The 20,061-nt window shown below is 32.9% G+C and carries 15 protein-coding genes, 2 tRNA genes and 1 pseudogene; 14 read left to right on the forward strand and 4 right to left on the reverse strand.

The window, feature by feature from the left end; all coding sequences use genetic code 11:
• Positions 1–524: 524 nt before the first annotated feature.
• The 9 genes from K6T82_RS14150 (at position 525) to K6T82_RS14190 (ending at position 12,945) form a co-directional block, all read left to right on the forward strand.
• Positions 525–2,207 (forward strand): arylsulfatase, encoded by a 1,683-nt coding sequence (locus tag K6T82_RS14150; protein ID WP_223706793.1) that lies wholly within the window; start codon positions 525–527, stop codon positions 2,205–2,207.
• 151 nt (positions 2,208–2,358) lie between these two features.
• Positions 2,359–2,835: a hypothetical protein gene (locus K6T82_RS14155; protein WP_223706794.1), complete on the forward strand. Its 477-nt coding sequence runs from the start codon at positions 2,359–2,361 to the stop codon at positions 2,833–2,835.
• 345 nt (positions 2,836–3,180) lie between these two features.
• Complete coding sequence (locus tag K6T82_RS14160) at positions 3,181–4,581, forward strand: DUF2252 domain-containing protein (RefSeq protein ID WP_223706795.1); 1,401 nt, start codon at positions 3,181–3,183, stop codon at positions 4,579–4,581.
• A gap of 344 nt (positions 4,582–4,925) precedes the next feature.
• Positions 4,926–5,504: a DUF4136 domain-containing protein gene (locus K6T82_RS14165; RefSeq protein WP_223706796.1), complete on the forward strand. Its 579-nt coding sequence runs from the start codon at positions 4,926–4,928 to the stop codon at positions 5,502–5,504.
• 124 nt (positions 5,505–5,628) lie between these two features.
• Positions 5,629–6,801, forward strand: coding sequence for a helix-turn-helix domain-containing protein (locus tag K6T82_RS14170; RefSeq protein ID WP_223706797.1), 1,173 nt, complete (start codon positions 5,629–5,631; stop codon positions 6,799–6,801).
• Between the two features lie 72 nt (positions 6,802–6,873).
• The gene (locus K6T82_RS14175; RefSeq protein WP_223706798.1) at positions 6,874–7,839 is read left to right on the forward strand and encodes a SphA family protein; all 966 of its coding nucleotides are present in this window, start codon (positions 6,874–6,876) and stop codon (positions 7,837–7,839) included.
• Between the two features lie 66 nt (positions 7,840–7,905).
• A complete protein-coding gene (locus tag K6T82_RS14180; protein WP_223706800.1) occupies positions 7,906–9,066 on the forward strand; it encodes a BamA/TamA family outer membrane protein in 1,161 nt (386 codons plus the stop codon).
• Between the two features lie 209 nt (positions 9,067–9,275).
• Positions 9,276–10,472, forward strand: coding sequence for a C1 family peptidase (locus K6T82_RS14185; protein WP_223706802.1), 1,197 nt, complete (start codon positions 9,276–9,278; stop codon positions 10,470–10,472).
• A 121-nt stretch (positions 10,473–10,593) separates the two neighbouring features.
• Positions 10,594–12,945 carry a hypothetical protein gene (locus K6T82_RS14190; RefSeq protein WP_223706804.1) on the forward strand — a complete coding sequence of 784 codons (2,352 nt, stop codon included), beginning with the start codon at positions 10,594–10,596 and terminating at the stop codon, positions 12,943–12,945.
• A gap of 75 nt (positions 12,946–13,020) precedes the next feature.
• Here K6T82_RS14190 and K6T82_RS14195 read toward each other — a convergent pair.
• Positions 13,021–13,104 (reverse strand): annotated as a pseudogene (locus K6T82_RS14195) (transcriptional regulator); the annotation flags it as partial.
• 217 nt (positions 13,105–13,321) lie between these two features.
• On the opposite strand from K6T82_RS14195, the gene K6T82_RS14200 reads away from it, so the two are divergent.
• Positions 13,322–13,993 carry a hypothetical protein gene (locus tag K6T82_RS14200; protein ID WP_223706807.1) on the forward strand — a complete coding sequence of 224 codons (672 nt, stop codon included), beginning with the start codon at positions 13,322–13,324 and terminating at the stop codon, positions 13,991–13,993.
• Between the two features lie 272 nt (positions 13,994–14,265).
• On the opposite strand, the gene K6T82_RS14205 is transcribed toward K6T82_RS14200, so the two are convergent.
• The 3 genes from K6T82_RS14205 to rseP form a co-directional block, all read right to left on the reverse strand.
• Positions 14,266–14,339: transfer RNA gene (locus K6T82_RS14205), tRNA-Asn, on the reverse strand.
• A 38-nt stretch (positions 14,340–14,377) separates the two neighbouring features.
• Positions 14,378–14,451, reverse strand: a tRNA-Asn gene (locus K6T82_RS14210).
• A gap of 83 nt (positions 14,452–14,534) precedes the next feature.
• Positions 14,535–15,878 carry an RIP metalloprotease RseP gene (gene rseP, locus K6T82_RS14215; protein WP_223706809.1) on the reverse strand — a complete coding sequence of 448 codons (1,344 nt, stop codon included), beginning with the start codon at positions 15,876–15,878 and terminating at the stop codon, positions 14,535–14,537.
• 197 nt (positions 15,879–16,075) lie between these two features.
• Between rseP and K6T82_RS14220 the strand changes: the two genes are divergently transcribed.
• From K6T82_RS14220 to K6T82_RS14235, 4 genes are all read left to right on the forward strand, one after another.
• Positions 16,076–16,984: a hypothetical protein gene (locus tag K6T82_RS14220; protein WP_223706811.1), complete on the forward strand. Its 909-nt coding sequence runs from the start codon at positions 16,076–16,078 to the stop codon at positions 16,982–16,984.
• Positions 16,971–17,603 (forward strand): ATP-binding cassette domain-containing protein, encoded by a 633-nt coding sequence (locus tag K6T82_RS14225; protein WP_223706814.1) that lies wholly within the window; start codon positions 16,971–16,973, stop codon positions 17,601–17,603. Before K6T82_RS14220 ends, K6T82_RS14225 begins: the two co-directional genes overlap by 14 nt.
• A gap of 139 nt (positions 17,604–17,742) precedes the next feature.
• Positions 17,743–18,813, forward strand: coding sequence for an NADPH dehydrogenase NamA (gene namA, locus K6T82_RS14230; protein ID WP_223706816.1), 1,071 nt, complete (start codon positions 17,743–17,745; stop codon positions 18,811–18,813).
• 124 nt (positions 18,814–18,937) lie between these two features.
• Positions 18,938–19,978 (forward strand): Gfo/Idh/MocA family oxidoreductase, encoded by a 1,041-nt coding sequence (locus K6T82_RS14235; protein WP_223706820.1) that lies wholly within the window; start codon positions 18,938–18,940, stop codon positions 19,976–19,978.
• Positions 19,979–20,061 lie beyond the last annotated feature (83 nt).

Below are 20,061 nucleotides of genomic sequence, written 5' to 3' on the forward strand. Positions count from 1 at the left end.
TTCCCATTATCGGTGTTTTTGTCTTTTAGGGGAATTTTTTAGAATTAATTTTCTGCTGATTTTCAACTGAAATGATTCAAAAGGAGATTTTTTTTGTTTCATTTTCCTTCTTTTTTTAAATTTTGAATCTGAATAACCTATTTATTTAGATTTTCCTTCGCGATTTAGTTTCTGTATAGAAAAACCACAACCACTTAATTTTCTTACGTTTTTAAGCGTTCCATTTTGCAAATTGAAACATGTTGTTGCAAATTCCTAAATTTTGTTGTTTCATATTATAATATGAAACAAGCTCAACGCCTTTAAATACGATTGTTAGCTTATTTATTAGTTAATTTTGAGATACTTAAATAAAAGTTAAAACCATTTTGTTTCAAATTTTTATATAAGTGTGAATTTGAAACATTTTAAAAAAGTGAAACCAAATTTTAAATAAGTTCTTGTTGCCATTCTAATTTTCCTTCATTTATTTTTTTGAATTAATAGACTCATACATAACAGAATTATTAACGAATTTTTTTATCATGAAACAAATCAAATCAAAATGTGGATTTAATAATGTGATTGTGGTATTTGCATTATTATTTTTTTCTGGAGTTTCTCTTATAGCTCAGAGCAAAAAGCAACCTAATATCTTAGTACTTTGGGGCGACGATATCGGAATCACTAACATCAGTGCGTATAGTGATGGTTTAATGGGTTATACAACACCCAACATTGATCGTTTAGCCAATGAAGGGGTTCGATTTTTACATTATTATGGAGAACAAAGTTGTACAGCAGGACGTGCTGCGTTTTTAACCGGACAACACGGAATTCGTACTGGACTTACAAAAGTAGGTTTTCCTGGTGCACCTATGGGTATGAGTCAACTGGATCCTTCTATTGGAGGAATAATGAAAAGTTTAGGATATTCTACTGGACAATTTGGTAAAAACCACGTTGGTGACCGTAATGAGAGTTTGCCAACCGTAAATGGATTTGATGAATTTTTTGGAAATCTGTATCACTTAAATGCTGAGGAAGAGCCAGAATTGCCAGATTATCCAAAAGATCCGCAATATGTGAAAAAATTTGGACCAAGAGGTGTATTAAGATGTACCGCAACAAATGTTGATGATGCGACAACAGACCCACGTTTTGGACGAGTAGGAAAACAAAAAATTGAAGATACTGGAGCGCTTACCAAAAAAAGAATGGAAACGGTAGATGATGAAACTTCTGCAGCAGCTATTGATTTTATTAAAAGACAAAGTGCTTCTGGAAAACCATTTTTCTGTTGGTTCAATGCTACTCGTATGCACCTTCGCACGCACGTAAGAGCAGAACATAGAGGAAGATATACGCATGGAAACAGCGAATATATCGACGGTATGATTGAGCACGATGAAACTATTGGAAGCATCCTGAAAGCTTTAGACGATCTAGGAATTGCAGATAATACTATTGTGGTTTATTCTACAGATAATGGCCCACACATGAACACGTGGCCAGATGGCGCAATGACCTCATTCCGTTCAGAAAAAAATACAAACTGGGAAGGAGCTTTCCGTGTCCCTTGTATTGTAAGATGGCCAGGACATATTAAACCAGGTACTATAACTACAGAATTAATGAGCCATAATGACTGGATTCCAACTTTTGCAGCTGCTGCAGGAGAACCTGATATCGTCAATAAATTATTAAAAGGTTACAATGCAAATGGTAAAACGTACAAAGTACATTTAGACGGTTTTGATCAGACAGATTTACTAAAAGGTGGAAAAAGTCATAGAGATAAATTCTTCTATTCTGATGATGATGGTTTATTGGTCGGATTGCGTCAGGGAGATTATAAATATGTTTTTGCAGAACAACGTTTAGCTGGAACTATGGGGGTTTGGGCAGAGCCTTTTACAGAACTTCGTTTGCAAAAAATATTCAACTTATATCAAGATCCATATGAGCGTGCTGATTTTACATCTAATACGTATTGGGATTGGTTAATAGATCACGTAGGATCAGTGTATGGTGCGATGAATGATGTCTTTGTTTTTGCAGAATCATTTAAAGAATATCCACCACGTTCATTCCCGCCAAGTTTTAATCCAACTACAATACTTAATCAAACATTGCAAAGTATTAAAACACAGCAATATGTAGAGAAAAATATTTTGCCTAAAGTAGAACAGGAAGCAGCAGCTGCAGCAGCAAAAAAGAAAAAATAAATAATTAAAGAGATTCAGATTTAGATTCAGGTTGAATTTAAGTATCAGGAAAAAGACTAGAAAAAAGTCTTTGCAGATTGGTCACAATGCAGATTTTTTAGATTGAAAATTGTAGGGTTAGATTATTTTTTAATGATTAAAATTAATTAGTATGAAACATTTTTTGCTCACGTTAGTCTTTTTATTTTCCATTCATTTTTCGATTCATGCACAAGAAACAAATGAAAAACCAGGAAACAGCGCGCAGGAATTAGCAGATAAATTGGCGAATCCTGTGGCAAGTTTAATTAGCGTGCCACTACAAAATAATCTGAATTACGGAATCGGACCTTATAATGGCGTAAAATATACGATTAATATTCAGCCTGTTATTCCTTTTAAATTATCTGATAATCTCAATTTAATTACAAGATATATTCTTCCCGTTGTAGATCAGCGAAATATAACGGGACTCAACACGCACGAATTTGGTTTAAGCGATGCGACCGTTACCGCTTTTTTTGCTCCTAAAAGTAAAAAATTAATCTACGGAATTGGTCCCGCGTTTTTGGTTCCAACCGCCACAGAAAAGTTTTTGGGAACAGAAAAATTTGGAGTAGGTCCAAGTGTTTTAGTCATGCATCAATGAAAAGGACTTTCTGTAGGTTTCATTGCCAATCAAATTTGGTCTGTTGCAGGAGCCGAAGAACGAGCAGATTTTAATAGTTTTTATACACAGATATTTCTGTCTCATAGTTATAAAAGTGGCGCGTCTTGGGGGGTAAATGCAGAAATCACTCAAAATTGGGAAGGCAATACAACGTTAATTTCTTTAAATCCTTCCTTAGGAGGTATTACCAAGTTTGGAGATCAGGTGGTTCAGTTTTCTGTACAGCCTCTAATTCCAATTGTTGGGCATGAATCTATAAGACCAGATTGGGGATTACGAGCGGTTATAGCATTTGTGTTTCCAGGATCTTAAAATAGCAAGATAATGGCTGAGGAAATTAAACATGTAAAAGAAACAAGATTTGATCCCATAGCGTCAAAAGCAGAACGTTATGAGAAAGGAGCTTCAATCAGAAAAAAAACACCTCTCTCTGAGCACAAGGAATGGAGTTCTTTTAAAAATAGGAAGGATCCGGTAGCTATTTTAATTCAGACCAGTATCGGACGAGTAGAGAGCTTAATTCCAATCCGTTACAGCAGAATGATGGAATCGCCATTTTCATTCTTTAGAGGTGCCGCCGCAATTATGGCGGCAGATTTGGCTCATACTCCCGTTTCAGGAATAAATCTTCAGCTTTGTGGAGATTGTCATTTAATGAATTTTGGAGGATTTGCAACTCCTGAACGAAAGTTGGTTTTTGATATTAATGATTTTGATGAAACTTTTCCAGGTCCGTGGGAATGGGATATTAAGCGATTAGCGGCCAGTTTTGTTATTGCAGGAAGATGGCGCAAGTTTTCGAATAAAAACTGTAAAGAATTTGCTTGGCATGTTGCAGATAGCTACAAACGCCATATGTTGGATTATAGTAAACTTTCTGCCCTTCAAATTTGGTACGCTGACATTGATTTGGCAGAATTAATTGAATTGGGACATGATAAAGATATCAAAGAATTTAACCAAAAAAGAATAAAGAAAGCTTCGGAATATACTGCACACGAAAAAGAGTTTGCAAAGATGACCTATTTTGACGGAGCAAGAGCTCGTATAAAAGATGAGCCACCATTGATATTTCATCCTAGTGGAGATTTAGAAAAAATGATTGCCAATGAAGGCGAAATTATTCATAATAGATATTTAGAATCATTGTCAGACGATAAACAAGTTTTGTTAAGTAGGTATATGTTGCATGATCTGGCGATAAAAGTAGTAGGCGTAGGAAGTGTTGGAACACTTTGCGGAATTAGTTTATTAATGTCTGCAACTGGCGAACCTATTTTTTTGCAATTTAAAGAAGCCAGAAAAAGCGTGCTCGAAGAAAATGTAAAAATAAAAGGAAAATACAGTCATCAAGGCGAACGCATTGTAATGGGACAAAAACTAATGCAGTCTGCTTCTGATATGTTTTTGGGCTGGACCAACGATAGTAAAGATAAGTTCTTTTACATACGCCAGCTTAGAGATGCAAAAGTAAAACCCGTTCTCGAAATTATGAAACCCAAAAATATGGCAGAATATGCCAAAGCTTGCGGATGGGCACTTGCAAGGGCTCATGCTCGTTCGGGTGATCCATCTTTATTGTCGGGCTATATAGGAGAAACAAATGAGTTCGCAAATGCTATTTCTGAATTTGCTCTTTTATATGCTGATCAGAATGAAGAGGATTATAATAAAATGCTGAAGGCGATAAAGCAGCAAAGGTTGCCTATTGCGTCTGAAATCTAGTTTTTTATTACTAAAAGAGCATTTCGAACAATGATTACTTTTTAGATTCATAAATCATAATAATGGAAAAGGGTTGAAAATATCAAACAAAGTTAAAGGCATATAAAGTTTAAAATTGAATTTAATTGATCTGATTGATAGAATGTTTAGGTAAGATTTTATTTATTTAATAGTGTTAATTAAATAAAATGATTTACCTTTGAGATGTTGACAAGTTGCTGTTTAAGAGCGTTTTATGTTGCTTAAACAATTGTTAATGAATATTCGCCCCCGTTCATCAAGATTTTTTAGATTTTAATAGATTCGAGTTACACTGATTTAATTATTAATTTAAATACTAGAACATGAATATTAAAAGAACAAATCTTCGCCTTATCCCAATCTTGTTTTTGGGTCTAATTTACGGTTGCTCTCCAACTGTAAAAGTTACAAGTGATTATGACCATTCTGCCAATTTTAGTCAATATAAAACCTTTGCGGTTTATGATTTAAAAGCACAAGAAGGTCAGGTTAATCAATTAAATGTTGATCGTGTATCGAAAGCAATTCGAAGCGAAATGCTTGCAAAAGGTTTTACAGAATCTGATAATCCGGATTTAAAAGTAAACGCAGTCTCTATCTTAAAAAATAAAACTTCGGTTAGTGCCAATACAAACTTTTACGGATATGGCGGAATGTATCGTCCATACGGTTATTGGGGAGGTGGCGCCATGATGGGTGGTGCTAATACCACATTTGATAGTTATGATTATGTTGACGGTTCGTTGGTAATAGATGTTGTCTCTACCAAAACTCAGAAACTGCTTTGGCAGGGAATCGGAAATGCCGAAATAGACAGTAAGCCAGATAATCCAGAAGAATTTATTAATGGTGCGATAAAAAAAATCTTAGCCAATTTTCCTCCAGGAACAGAGAAGAAATAATCTCATAGCATTAAAAAAGCAAATGTGCTTGGTCTAATCAGCCTATAAGCACATTTGTTTATACCAGAAATCCCTCATTTCGAAACTCTTTTTAAGAAGTATAACAAACAAATCAACCTTAAAAATGATCGATATTTTACTCTCGTTATTCTTTTTCATAGCCATAATTGCCGGTTTTGCAACTGCATTAATGGTTCTTTTTTCCAAAAAAAACTATTCGAAAAGTTTTTTCTTGGGCATGTTTTTATTGAGTTTGGCGGTAGTAAGTATTTATAACTTTTATCTGTCAGCCAATATATTTAAGAACTTTCCAGACTTGCTGACGATTACAAAAGCATTTATTTTTTTAACCGCTCCGTGTTCTTTTTTATATGTTAGAAATATTCTGTCTCTTAATAAAAGTTTTAGAAAATACGATTGGTTACATTTTGTGCCATTCTTAATCTATTTTGTTTTAACTTTAATTGTATACGTTGGTGGTTTTACCAACATAGAAATAATCGACTATCTTGCAGGAGTAATCAAAAATCCATTTTCTATTTTAACATTGACAATTTGGTTGTGCTATGTTTTTTTTCAAACCATGTTGGTTTTAAACTATGATTTGAAAAAATTCAAAGGAAACCAATTTCACAGAAGTAAAGTAATCAATTGGATCAAGGTTTATAACCTCATGATTTTATTCTTGTTCTCGGCACTTTTTGTGCATCATTTTCTACTTAAAAAAATGGAGACCGTAGATCTTTCGTGTTATATTCTAATTTCTTCCGTTTTATTTTTTACGGTTGGCTGGCTTTATTTTAGACCGACTATTTTTCATGATGAAGAAGAAACATTCGATTTTGTTGTTGATAATACAATGCTTTTAAAATCTAAAGAAACAAAAAACAATTTTCCGATAGCAGAACTGGCTTCTGAAAAAAGAGAAGATTATCTGGAAAAACTAGATTATGTTCTCAATTCTAAAAACCTCTTTCTAAAAAAAGATTTTGTAATTAGAGATTTGTCAGATGAAACAGGAATTTCGGTTCATCATCTTTCCAGCTTAATTAATTCAGAATTTGGTCTTCATTTTCAGGATTATGTTAATCTCAAAAGGATCGAATATTTTAAAGACAAAATAAACGATCCAGAATGGAAAGATTTATCATTAGAAGGAATGGCATGGGGTTCTGGTTTTAAATCCCGAACAACTTGTTTTAGAGCATTTATAAAGCATACAGGAAAATCGCCTTCAGAATATTTTAAAACGATTAGAATAAGTCCGGATCGTCAAGGTTCTTATTATTTTAAATAAACGTTTTTTACCTATAAATCATTGTACGATATGCAGTTGTAAAAGTCTTAATTCATTTTAAAACATTTCAGCATGAGAGTAAAAATTAATAATTCAAAAGAGGTATTGCAATCAATCTTAGTAACCACGTTATTATTGATTTCTTTCTACAGTAATGCACAATTAAAAGGCGGACATATTTTAGGTGGAATGGGGCTTCAATCTGGAACTCAGGCACCAGAAAATACCTTGAGTGTTTATATTCCCGGATATATTTATACCGCATCTTCAATGAGAAATGCAGATGGAGATAAAATAGGAAACCCCGATTTTTCCATGTTTATAACAGGAGCCGGAGCTTCTTATGTTAGCGATTTTAAAATTTTAGGAGCCAATTACGGAGCCACAATTTTACTTGCGTTTGCAACCAATACCATTCAAGGAAATTTTGTAGATACCAAAAGTGATTTTGCGTTTACAGATATGTTTATACAACCTTTGCAGTTAGGGTGGCACAACAAACGAGCCGATTTTATATTCAGTTATTCATTATATCTGCCTACTGGAAAATATGAACTTGGCGCCAGCAACAATAGCGGTTTAGGAATGTTTATGAATGAATTCTCAGCAGGAACAACCCTTTTCTTCAATGATAAAAAAACATTTCATTTTTCAGCTTTGGCGGCTTATGAAATTAATGGAAAGAAAAAAGATACTGATATAAAAACAGGTGATATTTTGAGTATTGAAGGAGGTTTAGGAAAAACATTCTATTGTATGAATGCCGAAAAAACAGCACCAAAAGGAATCTTAAATGCAGGACTGATTTACTACTTACAATATAAAATTTCAGAGGATAAAATTCCTCTAGGAAGTCTTGTTATAGAACCAGACAAAGATCGTGTCGCTGGACTTGGCGCTGAGGTGAATTATTTTCATATTGGCAGTAGGACCAATGCTGGTTTGAGATGGATTGCTGAGGTAAATGCTATAAACAGATTTCAGGGAAATACATTTTTTATCACCCTAGCGCATGTTTTCAGTACCAAGAAAAAGTAATTCTTAGGCTTAAAATTTCGGCAGAATTGAGTTAGACTTTTAAATATAAACGATTCAAATTCTTTTATGAAAAGTAAAAAATCAATATCAAAAATTATCTTATTATCGATTTGGATAATAGTTTCATTTAATGGATTAAATGCACAGAAATATAAAATTAGTCTTAGAGATTCTTTAGATCATGCTGTCGATTTAAGTGATTATTTGATTTATGCACATGGTTTTATAGTTGTTCCCACAATCATTACAGAACCCGCTTTAGGTGGAATTGGAGGTGCAGTTGTACCTGTTTTTCTAAAAAAACACGCACCCGTTATTGATGAAAATGGTAAAAAACGATTTATAAATCCGGACATAACAGGAGGAATGGGAATGTATACCGGAAATAAGAGTTGGATGGTTGGCGCATTTCGTTCCTCAACTTTGATAAAACCTAGAATATTGTATCGCGTAGCAGCAGGTTATGGAGATGTGAATTTGTCTTTTTATGAAAATAATCTACCAAATTTACCTGATCAGGAATTTAAGCTCAATTTTAGATCTACGATTTTTTATACCCAGTGGTTAAAACAGTTTAGAAATGCAAAATGGAGCGCTGGACCACAATATTTGTTTTTAAATTCAAAAATAAACCTGCCAGATTTTAATCTACCACCGCCATTTGTAAAACCAAGCGATGTAAAAAGTACGGTAAGTCAGTTCGGAGCAGCCATTCAGTTTGATGGTCGCGACAATATATTTACACCAGATAAAGGAATCCGAATTCAATCTGATTTCTTTTGGTCAGATAACGCAATAGGAAGCGACTACGATGCCTGGCGCGTTAATTTATCAGCAATCGGGTATTATCCGTTAGCGAAGACATTAATTGGCGGACTGAGGGTAGAAGGAGAGCAGGCGTTTGGGAGTCCGCCTTTTTATTTAAGACCAGGAATAAATTTAAGAGGAATTCCCGCGGCGCGTTATCAAGGAAAAACGAGCATTGTAACCGAAGCCGAATTGCGATGGGATGTGTACAAAAGATGGAGTGTAATGGGCTTTGGTGGTCTTGCAAGTGCGTTTAACGATTGGGACAAAGCTTTTGCAAAACCAGTGGTCTACAGTTACGGAACAGGTTTTAGATATCTTGTGGCAAGAAAATTTAAACTCCGAATGGGAGTAGACGTTGCAAGAGGGCCAGAAGATTGGGCTTACTATATCGTTTTTGGAAGTAACTGGATGAGATAGAAAAAGTTGTAAGAAGTTGATTTATAAAAAAATAATTTTAAAAAGCCTCAATATAACGTTATCGGGGCTTTTTGTCTTAAATAACCTAATAATTTAATCCGTTAAGAAAATATTAACAAAATTACAGTCTGAAATTGTATAATATTTAATTGTTTTGTAACAAATTAGAAACATTAGCGACTAATTTTGTTAAATCTTAAACATAAATTATGAATACATTTTCATTCAAATCAGTGTTTGCAGCTTCAGTATTTTTGGCTGGAACGGCAGGCTGTTTTGCGCAAGACGTATTAGTTAATTCATTAAAACTAAACGCTAGCGACAAAAGCAAAGAGAACTTTAAATTTACAGAAGTAATTAACTTAGGAACAACCTCAGTAAAAACTCAGGGTTCGTCAGGAACTTGTTGGAGCTACTCGACAAATTCATTCTTAGAATCAGAAATGATTCGTTTAGGAAAACAGCCGGTTGAATTATCTCAAATTTATTCTGCAAGAAATGTATACGTTGACAAAGGTGTAAACTACGTTCGTATGCACGGAGCTATTACTTTAGGTGACGGTGGAGCTTTGCACGATGTAATCAATATGTATAAAAAATACGGAACTGTTCCTAGAGAAGTTTATACAGGTTTGAACTACGGAACAGACAAAAATAAATTTGGTGAAATGGCAGCTCTTATCGAAGGAGTATTGGCAGCTGTTGTTAAAAATCCAAACGGAGAATTGACACCAAACTGGCAAAAAGCATACACAGCAGTTATTGATTCTTACTTAGGAAAAGTGCCAGAAAACTTTAACTACAAAGGAAAAAACTATACACCACAATCTTTCGCTAAAGAAGTAGTAGGAATTAATCCTGATGAGTATGTAGAAATGTCATCTTTCACCACTTCTCCATACTACCAAAAAACAACTATGATGGTACCAGACAACTGGTCGTTAGATCAAGTTTACAATGTAAAAGTAAACGATATGACAGATGTTATCGACAATGCTTTGAAAAAAGGATATACAGTAGCTTGGGCAACAGATGTTAGCGAGAAAAGCTTTAGCTGGAAAAATGGTGTAGCTTACGTTCCGAACAAAAAGTTTGAAGATATGACTGCAGAAGAAAAAGCAGACATGTTTAACGGACCAAAAGCAGAACCAGAAATTACTCCAGAAATGCGTCAGACTGCGTTTGATAACTACACTACAACAGACGACCACGGAATGCACATTATTGGTTTAGCAAAAGACCAAACTGGAAAAGAATATTATATCGTAAAAAATTCTTGGGGAGAAACAAACGACTACAAAGGTTTCTTGTTCGTAACTAAGAACTTCGTAAAATATAAAACTACTGCATTACTAGTAAACAAAGGAGGAATTCCTGCGGAGATTGCTAAGAAATTAGGGGTTTAATAAACCTGAGAGTTTTAAGAATAGAAAAGCGCTACAATGTTGAATTGTGGCGCTTTTTTATTGAAAAATGACTATGGTATTATTCTAAAGTACTATATCTTTAAAAATAATTTTTTATGTTATGGAGGTTAATATTAATCATGATTTAAGTCCTATAAAATTTTTAGTTCTAATAAAATTAGAAGAGGATAGTAAAAAAGTACTAGATGTCTTTAAAAGTTTAAGCTCTATTTGGGCGGGAATATATTGTCCGATAATTATTTACCATGAAAAGTTCCCGCTTAATTTTCTAAAAAGATATAATATTGAAATAAATGAGGAAGAATATTATAGAAATGTAATAAAAAATTTTGATCCTGATGTATTAATTTATGACAATCAAATAGACTCAAAAGTAGTTCAAAACTTTGCAGATGGGAGAAAATTAATTGCTTTAAGTGAGTTTTTTGATAGGGTACAGAAAAACAGACTTAATTATAGTATTGGGATAGATGTTTTAATAGAAAACGTTTATGAAGAAGAATTTAAATATAAAAGAAATGATGAATTAAAATTTTCAATCCCTAAAATTATTAACGACGATTTATTGTTAAGTGCTTGGATTGGAAACGTTACTGAGGAAATACATGTGAATTTGATTCAAGAACATCTTGAGCCAATGAATTGGTATCAAAAATTCGAATTGGATTATAATAATTTAGGGGAATTTTTAAATCAAAATTTGTTTTTTACAATCCCCTTAATTCGAGAAAAAATTGATCATGTTTATGATGATTATTTAGATCAGAGCAATCTGTGTTATGTGATAGATAGAAAGGAGCAATTAGATGTAATAGATTTTTGGAATCTCCGTGCCATTGGAATAAAAGTGCTTCCAATACCATTTGATAAAATACATAAAGAGCCATTTTTAGAAAGATTATTAGATTTATTCAAGTTGAAACAAAAATCTAAACTAAGTTTTAAGTATTTAGATTTTTTAACTTCACCGAACGTAAATTCAGACGAAATTTTTAAAGAAATTAATTCTATTAAGTCAATCAATAATTTTGATAATATTGTAACTGCGATTAAATGGTTTCCCAGATATTGGCATAGTAGTAAAGAAATTTTAAAATATGATTCTGTTCTTTGTCCACGATATATTTTTGGTTACGAAAGTAAAGACACAAAAATTGAAGAGGATAATATGGTTAAAGTTGAATTGCCATTTTTACCATTTAAAACAAAGAATTCAAATGATGGTTTATTTAAGAGTTATGTTTCTTTTAATTTTTGGAATGATGAGGGAAAGTATGCAGGTGTTGTTTCAGAAATTACTACCGAAGATTTAAAAAAAATAACTAATCCCTACAGTTTTTCAAATGACTGGAGAGTGTCTAATGATAGTATTATAAAATATATTTCTTATAACGGAGAGAGAGAGCATTATTACATTCCAAAATCATTTGATTTTTTTTCAAAATATTTTAGCCGAAAAGGTTTGGCAATATCAGAAACATCATCAACAAAACTTGGAAAAGAGGTGTTGAGAAATATTGGAGGAATAAATGGAATTAATATTTTTTCTACCCAAAATGCAATTAAAATAATTGAGCTTTTTGAAGGAGGAAAATCAATTTCTTTTGAAGATTTAATTGGGAAAATAAAACAGTTAAAGCCATTTCCAGAAATTAAATCACCCAATGAAATTATAGATTTACTTTTAGAGAAGAAAATAATTGAATTTGGTGTGAATGTTAAATGTCTCATTTGTGAACAAAAATCATTCTATCTGATTAATGAATTAAGTGATAAAATGCAGTGTTCAATTTGCAGAAATCAATTTGTTCTTCCGAAAAATGATCCTAAGGTCACTTTTAAATATGCTTATCGAGGATTAGGTTCTTTTACAAGAAATAATAAAGTAGATGGATTACTTTGTGTTTTTTTGACTTTACGACTTTTTAATTTAGAACTAGCAGATAGTAATAGAGAGTTATCTTTTTTGATGGATTTTAATATCAAAAAAGGAAAAGATGAGTATGAAGTTGATTTAGCAATAATAGCTAAACATTACAGAAACAAATGGAAGCCAAATAGTTTTGTATGTGAATGTAAAACATTTAAATCATTCACTAAAGTTGATTTAGATAGGTTGAAATTCCTCGGAGCACATTTGCCTAATGTGACTTTAGTGGTGTCAACTTTAAAAGAAGAATTTGATGATGATGAGAAACTACTACTAACTGATTTGGTTAATCATTTTAGAGATTTAAATAAACTAATTTCGACAAATCCAGTTCTTCTCTTAACTGCAAAAGAATTAATACCAGAAAGACGTTTTTCAAATCTTCAAGAGTTTGAAAAAGAAATACCTAAACATGATCATGTTGATTATATACAGTATTTGTCGGATTTGACATGTCAAAAACATTTAGGGCTTAAAACTATTTCAGAGCTTATTTCTGATCATTTGACAAAAAGAAAATAAAATTTAAAAACATATAAAAAGAGGCGCAATGGTAAATTGCGCCTCTTTTTATTTTGTATTAAAAAAAACAAGAAATTACTTCCCTTTCATTAACCTCTCCAAATACTCCACTTTATCCTTTTTAGCCTGAACCAAACGCTCATAAAGTTTCACAAATTTTAAACTAAGAAAAGTAAAACTTTGCGAACTTAGCGCCTCCTTTGCGTCTTCGCGGTTAAAAAAAAGGAACCTTTTTCCCTAATCAGGAAGCCTCAGAGAGAAAATGGCATTTAAACGTTTTTTCAAGTTAGTTGCAGAGAATATATAATCATAAAAGTGTGAATGCGATATTTTTGATAAAATTTTAAGATAAACCTTTAATTTTATCGAATTGTTTATGAAAAAGTACGAAGCACTTTGGAGCACGTTTTTATTGCTTATTTCTCTTAATTGTTTTGCTCAACGTGCGGCTACTTCTGCTACTTCTGCAAAAGGGCAAACCATATTGTTAACCGACACGCAATCAGACAGCGATTTGGTGATCAAGTCATATTATGTCGAAGAAAGAATCAATAAACTTTTTGGTGGAAGAATTATTACTTACGAAGTTTCTAAACTCGATATGGTTGATACTTACGATTTAGGGCCGAACAACGTTCGAACGATAATTCCGAGATATGTAAAGAGAAAACAAAAAGTTACTGCCGTTGTCGAGACAAAACCACAAACTGCCAATTTAATGGCTTCAGTACAACCAGTTAAAATAGACATTAAAACTCCTGTAAAGGAACGAGAATATAAAAGCGTAGATGTAACAGGAACATACGAAAAAGTCTTAGAGAAAGGCTATAAATCGCCAGAAATGCTTCAAAAAGTAGCCGACCGACTTTATTTTGATGGAAAACTCAATACGGCGGCGGGTTATTATGAACAATTGTTCAATTTAGTTAAAGATCCGGATGTGATTTATTATTACAGATATGCGCAGTCTTTAAAATCAATCAATCAAATCGAAAAAGCCGAAATTTTAATGAAAAGGTTTAAGAGCGAGACTTTGGTTGTGAAGTAAGTTTTTTTTTTAACCGCAAAGACACTAAGGAGGCGCAAAGTTCGCAAAGGTTTATTTTTAGGCTTTGCAAACTTTGCGTTTTAAATAAATTTAATTTTTATTTTCTAAAGACATAGTCTTGTCATTTCGACCGAAGGGAGAAATCACACTCGTAAATCGGCATAGATTGGAGAAATACTTTGTCGAGTTTCTAGTGTGATTTCTCCCTTCGGTCGAAATGACAAAATAGGGCAAAAAAAAAAGACGATCAATTTTGATCGTCTTTTTTTAAGCTCCCCCTCTTGGGCTCGAACCAAGGACCCTCTGATTAACAGTCAGATGCTCTAACCAACTGAGCTAAGGAGGAATCACCTTAAAGGTAAATATGTTTGCTAAAAAAAGTTGCTCCCCCTCTTGGGCTCGAACCAAGGACCCTCTGATTAACAGTCAGATGCTCTAACCAACTGAGCTAAGGAGGAAGTTGTTGCTCTTTTTAGCGAGTGCAAATATAAAACTATTTTTAGTTTCTCAAAAACATTTTCACTCTTTTTTTGACTTTTTTTTACTTGCCTACAATCGCCTTGTAAATGTCGTTACCATTAGCAAACAGTAGTAGTGAAATAAGTAAAACAAAACCAACCATTTGCGCATTCTCTAGGAATTTGTCGCTTGGTTTTTTGCCGCTAATAATTTCATACAATAAAAACATTACGTGTCCACCATCAAGTGCTGGAATCGGCAATAAATTCATAACTCCAAGCATAATCGACAATAAAGCTGTGATCGACCAGAAAACTTCCCAGCTCCAAGAAGTAGGGAAAATATTGAAAATCGCAGCAAAACCACCAACTTGTTTGTACGCTTTGGTTTCTGGATTAAAAATCATTTTCAATTGTTTTCCGTAACCAACCAATTGATCTTTTCCTTTTTCAAGACCAACCGGAATAGATTCGAAGAAACCGTATTCTTTTGTACTGATTTTATAGTAACCAAGTTTTTCTAATGATTTCATGTCTAAACCTCCAGGAGCAACACCTAGTTTTCCTTCATTACTAATTTTTAAAGTAAGTGGAGTTTCTTTTAAATCACGTAAAACAACTGCAGAAATTGATTTTCCTTTGTTTGCTTCTAAAATAGTTTTAGCTTCATCAAAATATTTAATTTTTTGTCCGTTAAGAGAAAGGATCAAATCTTTTGGTTTCAAATTTTGATTTGGAGAATCTTCAGCAACTTGTCCAATGGCAAAAGGTCGACGTATACCAATAAGAAGCCCTTTTTCTGTTTTAGAAAGCTGGTCTACAAAATCAGTTGGCATTTTGATTGTTTGCTGTTGTCCGTTTCTTTCAATCAGAACTTCTTTTGCCATGATCACATTCATGTTCATGTCGCTGTCAAAATTCTCTACAGTTTTTCCATCAATAGAAATAATTTTATCACCCGTTTTAAAACCAGCTTTACTCATAGCCGGATTTTCAATCAGAACACCGTCTTTTAAATCTGCATTGGCAATGTAAGTATCTCCGTAAGCAAACGCCATACCGATGTAAATAATAAAAGCCAAAATAAAGTTTACCGTAACACCGCCAAGCATAATAATTAAACGCTGCCAAGCTGGTTTCGTACGAAATTCCCAAGGCTGAGGAGGCAGAGCCATTTGCTCTTTGTCCATACTTTCATCGATCATTCCAGAAATTTTCACATAACCACCAAGTGGCAACCATCCGATACCGTATTCTGTTTCTCCGATTTTCTTTTTGAAAAGTGAATATTTAACATCAAAAAACAAATAAAATTTTTCGACTCTTGTTTTAAACAATTTTGCAGGGATAAAATGCCCTAATTCATGAAGAATAATAAGTAAAGATAAACTCAATAGAAATTGAGAGAGTTTGATAACTATATCCATTTTTTATTTTTAATTCGTATTTAACGCACAAAAGTAGCGTTTTCTAATTTAATTTGAGGTGCAAGATAGTGTTTAAGCTTTTAAATGTTTGTTAATAATTGCTGTTACTTTTAATAATTTAAATAAAGCTTATTTTATTAGTAACGAATTGCATAAATATGTTATAAACACTCTATAACGATTCATACAATAAAATATTGATTACAATTTTAGAATATCTGTTTATTGTTCGTTTTAGAAAATTAGTTTCTAAAGGAGATAGTCTTGCCATTCTTTTGGTTGTGCTGCTTTATTTGGTGGCCGCATTTTTAGTTTTTAAAAATTACGAGCACTTTCGAAACTACATTTTTCTCTTTTTTCTTGATGTTGTGGGCTATCATTTGCAAAGATCAGATATTGAGATTTTAAGGTTGAGAAAAGATTATAAGATCATATTGTTCTTAGAATATCTTATCTATTCACTGCCTTTTCATCTGGTCTTACTATTTAAAGAGGAGTACTTATATATTGTAGCAGTTTTGGTTTTTAATATCTTTTTAATTAACCTTCCAAAATCAAATTTCAAGACGATAAAATATCCTTTTAATTTGTTTAATGTTTATTGGCACATCAATTTTAGAAAATACAAACTGATTTACCTCTTTCCATTTTTAGCAGTATTAATCTACGTTGCTACTGAATATAAAAATCAAAATCTAATTTATTTTGTATTACTGGTTTTGTCTTTACTGGCTTGTATGACATCTTTTGAAAGGGAGCAAACAGAAGAAATTAGGCGAAACCCTTTTTCAGCAGAAAAATATTTGAGATATCAATTAAAAAACACACTTGTTAATACTTTTTACATCACCATTCCGATTGTTATTGTACTTTGTTTTTTGGGGAGATGGGAAGAATTGATGCTAATTGGAATTGTATTTATTCTGCCTCTGGCAAATGTTGTTTTAAAATATATGTACTTTAAAAATAGCTTAATACATCAGATTGTTTTTGTGCTGTATACTTCTTCAATTATTACGCTGTTTGGAGTGCCATTAATCGTAATGCCTTTTATGTATAAAAAAGCAGTTAAAAATTTAAATACCATTAAATATGCTGAAGATTAAAATTGATCAAAAAAAATACAGCGATAAATTGGTTTTAGAAGACATTAAAATCGATATTGAAAAGCCTGGAATTTATGGTGTTATTGGTAAAAACGGACATGGAAAAACAACACTTTTTAAATGCATTTTGGGTCTTGAAAGTTATAAAGGAAGTTCTTTTCTAAATCAAGAAAAATTGTTATTGCAGAATGCGGGATGGGTTCCTACAGAACCTGCAATTTACGATGAACTCACAGCGGCTGAATTTTATGATTTTTATGCTCATTTACTAGATTTGAAAACATTTGTTTTTAATGAAATTTTTGATGTTCCAGAAAACCAGTTAATTCGTGAATTCTCGACAGGAATGAAAAAGAAAACGTATTTAAATGCGGTCTTCCAAAAAGAATTTCCTGTCTATATTTTAGACGAGCCTTTTAACGGATTAGATTTGGAATCGAATTATTTATTAATGAATTACATTCGTGAACTTGCTAAAAAAAGTATCATTTTTATTTCTTCGCATATCTTAGAAATCCTCTATAAAGACTGCGATAAAATTTTTCTCTTGAAAGATAAAAACGTACAGGAGTTTGAAAAAAATGACTTTTCAGAAATAGAGAAAAAACTTTTTAGTTGATTTTTAAAATAGAATTTGATTTAAATGTTTGTTAATTAATAAACATTTCGATTTCTCTTTTTACGAAGATACCGTAACTTTACTTTTTATAAAATTTTGCTCATTTCGAGCATTAAAATCCACTAAAAGTCACAAGTCTATGGCAACGAAATTATTTTCACCCTTCACCATAAAAAAAATCACTTTAAAAAATAGAATTGTTATCTCGCCAATGTGCCAATACTCGTCAGTTGACGGATTTGCAAACGATTGGCATTTGGTTCATTTAGGAAGTCGTGCCACTGGCGGAGCTGGATTAATTATTCAGGAGGCAACTGCGGTTTCTCCAGAAGCTAGAATTTCTCCTTCCGATCTTGGAATTTGGAAAGACGAACACATCGAAAAACTAAAACAAATCAACGCTTTTATTGTTTCTCAGAATTCTATTCCTGGAGTTCAATTGGCTCATGCTGGTCGAAAAGCAAGTGTTTCGGCTCCTTGGTTGGGAAATAAAAAATTAGATTTCGCTCAAGGCGGATGGCAGACGGTTGCTCCAAGTGCGATTCCGTATCATGATGATGAGCCATTTCTTCCAGAAGCTTTAGACAAAAACGGAATCCAGAAAGTAATTTCCGATTTTAAATCTGCAACCAAAAGAGTAGTTGAAGCAGGATATCAGGTTGTAGAAGTTCACGCAGCACATGGTTATTTATTGCATCAATTTTTATCGCCTTTAACGAATGTGAGAACAGATGAATATGGAGGAAGTTTTGAAAATAGAATCCGTTTTACGTTAGAAGTTGTAGAAGCGGTTCAGTCAGAATGGCCTTCAGATTTACCTTTATTTGTTAGAATTTCAGCAACAGATTGGGCAGAAAACGGTTGGAATCCAGAAGAATCTGTGCAACTTTCTAAAATATTAAAAGAAAAAGGAGTAGATTTAATCGATGTTTCGTCAGGCGGATTGGTTTCACATCAAAAAATAACATTAGGTCCAGGTTATCAGGTTCCTTTTGCAGAAAAAGTAAAACAAGAAGCCAGCATTGCAACAGGTGCTGTCGGATTAATTACAGAAGCCAAACAAGCCGAAGAAATTTTAAATAAAAATCAAGCCGATTTAATTTTATTCGCCAGAGAATCTCTAAGAAACCCAAACTTGCCTCTGGATTTCGCAAAGGAATTAAACGACGATATTCAATGGCCAAAACAATACGAAAGAGCTAAACTTTAAAAAACAAAACATTAAATGTTTTTAGTTTGAACCATTAAGAAATTAAGTTCATAAAGCAGGGAACTTAATTTTCTTTATGTCTTAATGGTTGGAAAAAATAACTTTATTGTAAAAATATTCAAAAATGCAAAAGATAAAAACAGCATTATTATCATACGGAATGTCGGGGAAAGTTTTTCACGCTCCGTTTTTAGATCTTCACGAAGGATTTGAATTATTAGGTTCTTGGGAAAGAAGCAAAAAACTAATTCAAGAAGATTATCCATACGTAAAAAGTTACGCTTCACTCGATGAATTATTAAACGATGATGTCGATTTGGTAATCGTAAATACACCAGTCGGAACACATTACGAATATGCTAAAAAAGTACTTTTGGCAGGAAAACATGCCGTTGTAGAAAAAGCATTTACAACGACAGTTGCCGAAGCAAAAGAATTGGCTGCAATTGCAAAAGAAAAAGGTTTGAAACTGGCCGTTTTTCAAAACAGAAGATGGGACAGTGATTTCAAAACCATTAAAAAAGTAATTGAAGAAGGTGTTTTGGACGATTTAGTCGAAGCCGAATTTCATTTTGACAGATACAATCCAGTATTGAGTCCGAAGGTGCACAAAGAAACAGCAAACGATGGAGCAGGAGTTTTAAAAGATTTAGGTCCGCATATTATTGATCAGGCAATTAGTTTATTCGGGTGTCCAAAGGCGGTTTTTGGAGACATTCGTGTAACCAGAGAAAACTCAGTTGTAGACGATTGGATCGATTTAACCTTATTTTATTCTAACTTCAGAGTCCGTTTGAAAGCAGGATTTTTTGTGAGAGAAGCACATCCGGCTTATACAATTCATGGAAAAAAAGGGTCTTTCTTAAAACCACGAGGCGATGTTCAGGAAGATGATTTAAAAGTGGGTAAAAAACCAAACTTAGATTCTTGGGGAACAGAAGATGAAAGTTTACAAGGACTTTTACATACAGAGATTGATGGCAAAGTGGTGAGAGAGAAAATACCAACACTTCAAGGCAATTATTTTAGTTTCTTCGACGGCGTTTACGATTCAATAGCAAACAACAAAAAAGAACCCGTTACTGCAGATGAAGGCGTAAAAGTAATGCAGGTTATAGAAGCAGCAATTTCAAGTGATGCACAGCAGAAAGTAATCATCATATAATAGTAGAGACGCACAATAGTGCGTCTTTTTTTTGTCTTCATTTTTTTAAAGTAAAGTCGAAATGTTGTAATTTTAATAAGATG

The organism is Flavobacterium potami, assembly GCF_020026915.1.
GTDB classification, from domain to species: domain Bacteria; phylum Bacteroidota; class Bacteroidia; order Flavobacteriales; family Flavobacteriaceae; genus Flavobacterium; species Flavobacterium potami.

Excerpts from the sequence above, each read along its gene's own strand:
- K6T82_RS14170 (WP_223706797.1), top strand. The coding sequence starts at position 5,629 with ATGATCGATATTTTACTCTCGTTATTCTTTTTCATAGCCATAATTGCC.
- K6T82_RS14180 (WP_223706800.1), top strand. The coding sequence starts at position 7,906 with ATGAAAAGTAAAAAATCAATATCAAAAATTATCTTATTATCGATTTGG.
- K6T82_RS14165 (WP_223706796.1), top strand. The coding sequence starts at position 4,926 with ATGAATATTAAAAGAACAAATCTTCGCCTTATCCCAATCTTGTTTTTG.
- K6T82_RS14235 (WP_223706820.1), top strand. The coding sequence starts at position 18,938 with ATGCAAAAGATAAAAACAGCATTATTATCATACGGAATGTCGGGGAAA.
- K6T82_RS14225 (WP_223706814.1), top strand. The coding sequence starts at position 16,971 with ATGCTGAAGATTAAAATTGATCAAAAAAAATACAGCGATAAATTGGTT.
- K6T82_RS14185 (WP_223706802.1), top strand. The coding sequence starts at position 9,276 with ATGAATACATTTTCATTCAAATCAGTGTTTGCAGCTTCAGTATTTTTG.
- rseP (WP_223706809.1), bottom strand. The coding sequence starts at position 15,878 with ATGGATATAGTTATCAAACTCTCTCAATTTCTATTGAGTTTATCTTTA.
- K6T82_RS14175 (WP_223706798.1), top strand. The coding sequence starts at position 6,874 with ATGAGAGTAAAAATTAATAATTCAAAAGAGGTATTGCAATCAATCTTA.
- K6T82_RS14200 (WP_223706807.1), top strand. The coding sequence starts at position 13,322 with ATGAAAAAGTACGAAGCACTTTGGAGCACGTTTTTATTGCTTATTTCT.
- K6T82_RS14160 (WP_223706795.1), top strand. The coding sequence starts at position 3,181 with ATGGCTGAGGAAATTAAACATGTAAAAGAAACAAGATTTGATCCCATA.
- K6T82_RS14190 (WP_223706804.1), top strand. The coding sequence starts at position 10,594 with ATGGAGGTTAATATTAATCATGATTTAAGTCCTATAAAATTTTTAGTT.
- K6T82_RS14150 (WP_223706793.1), top strand. The coding sequence starts at position 525 with ATGAAACAAATCAAATCAAAATGTGGATTTAATAATGTGATTGTGGTA.
- K6T82_RS14155 (WP_223706794.1), top strand. The coding sequence starts at position 2,359 with ATGAAACATTTTTTGCTCACGTTAGTCTTTTTATTTTCCATTCATTTT.
- namA (WP_223706816.1), top strand. The coding sequence starts at position 17,743 with ATGGCAACGAAATTATTTTCACCCTTCACCATAAAAAAAATCACTTTA.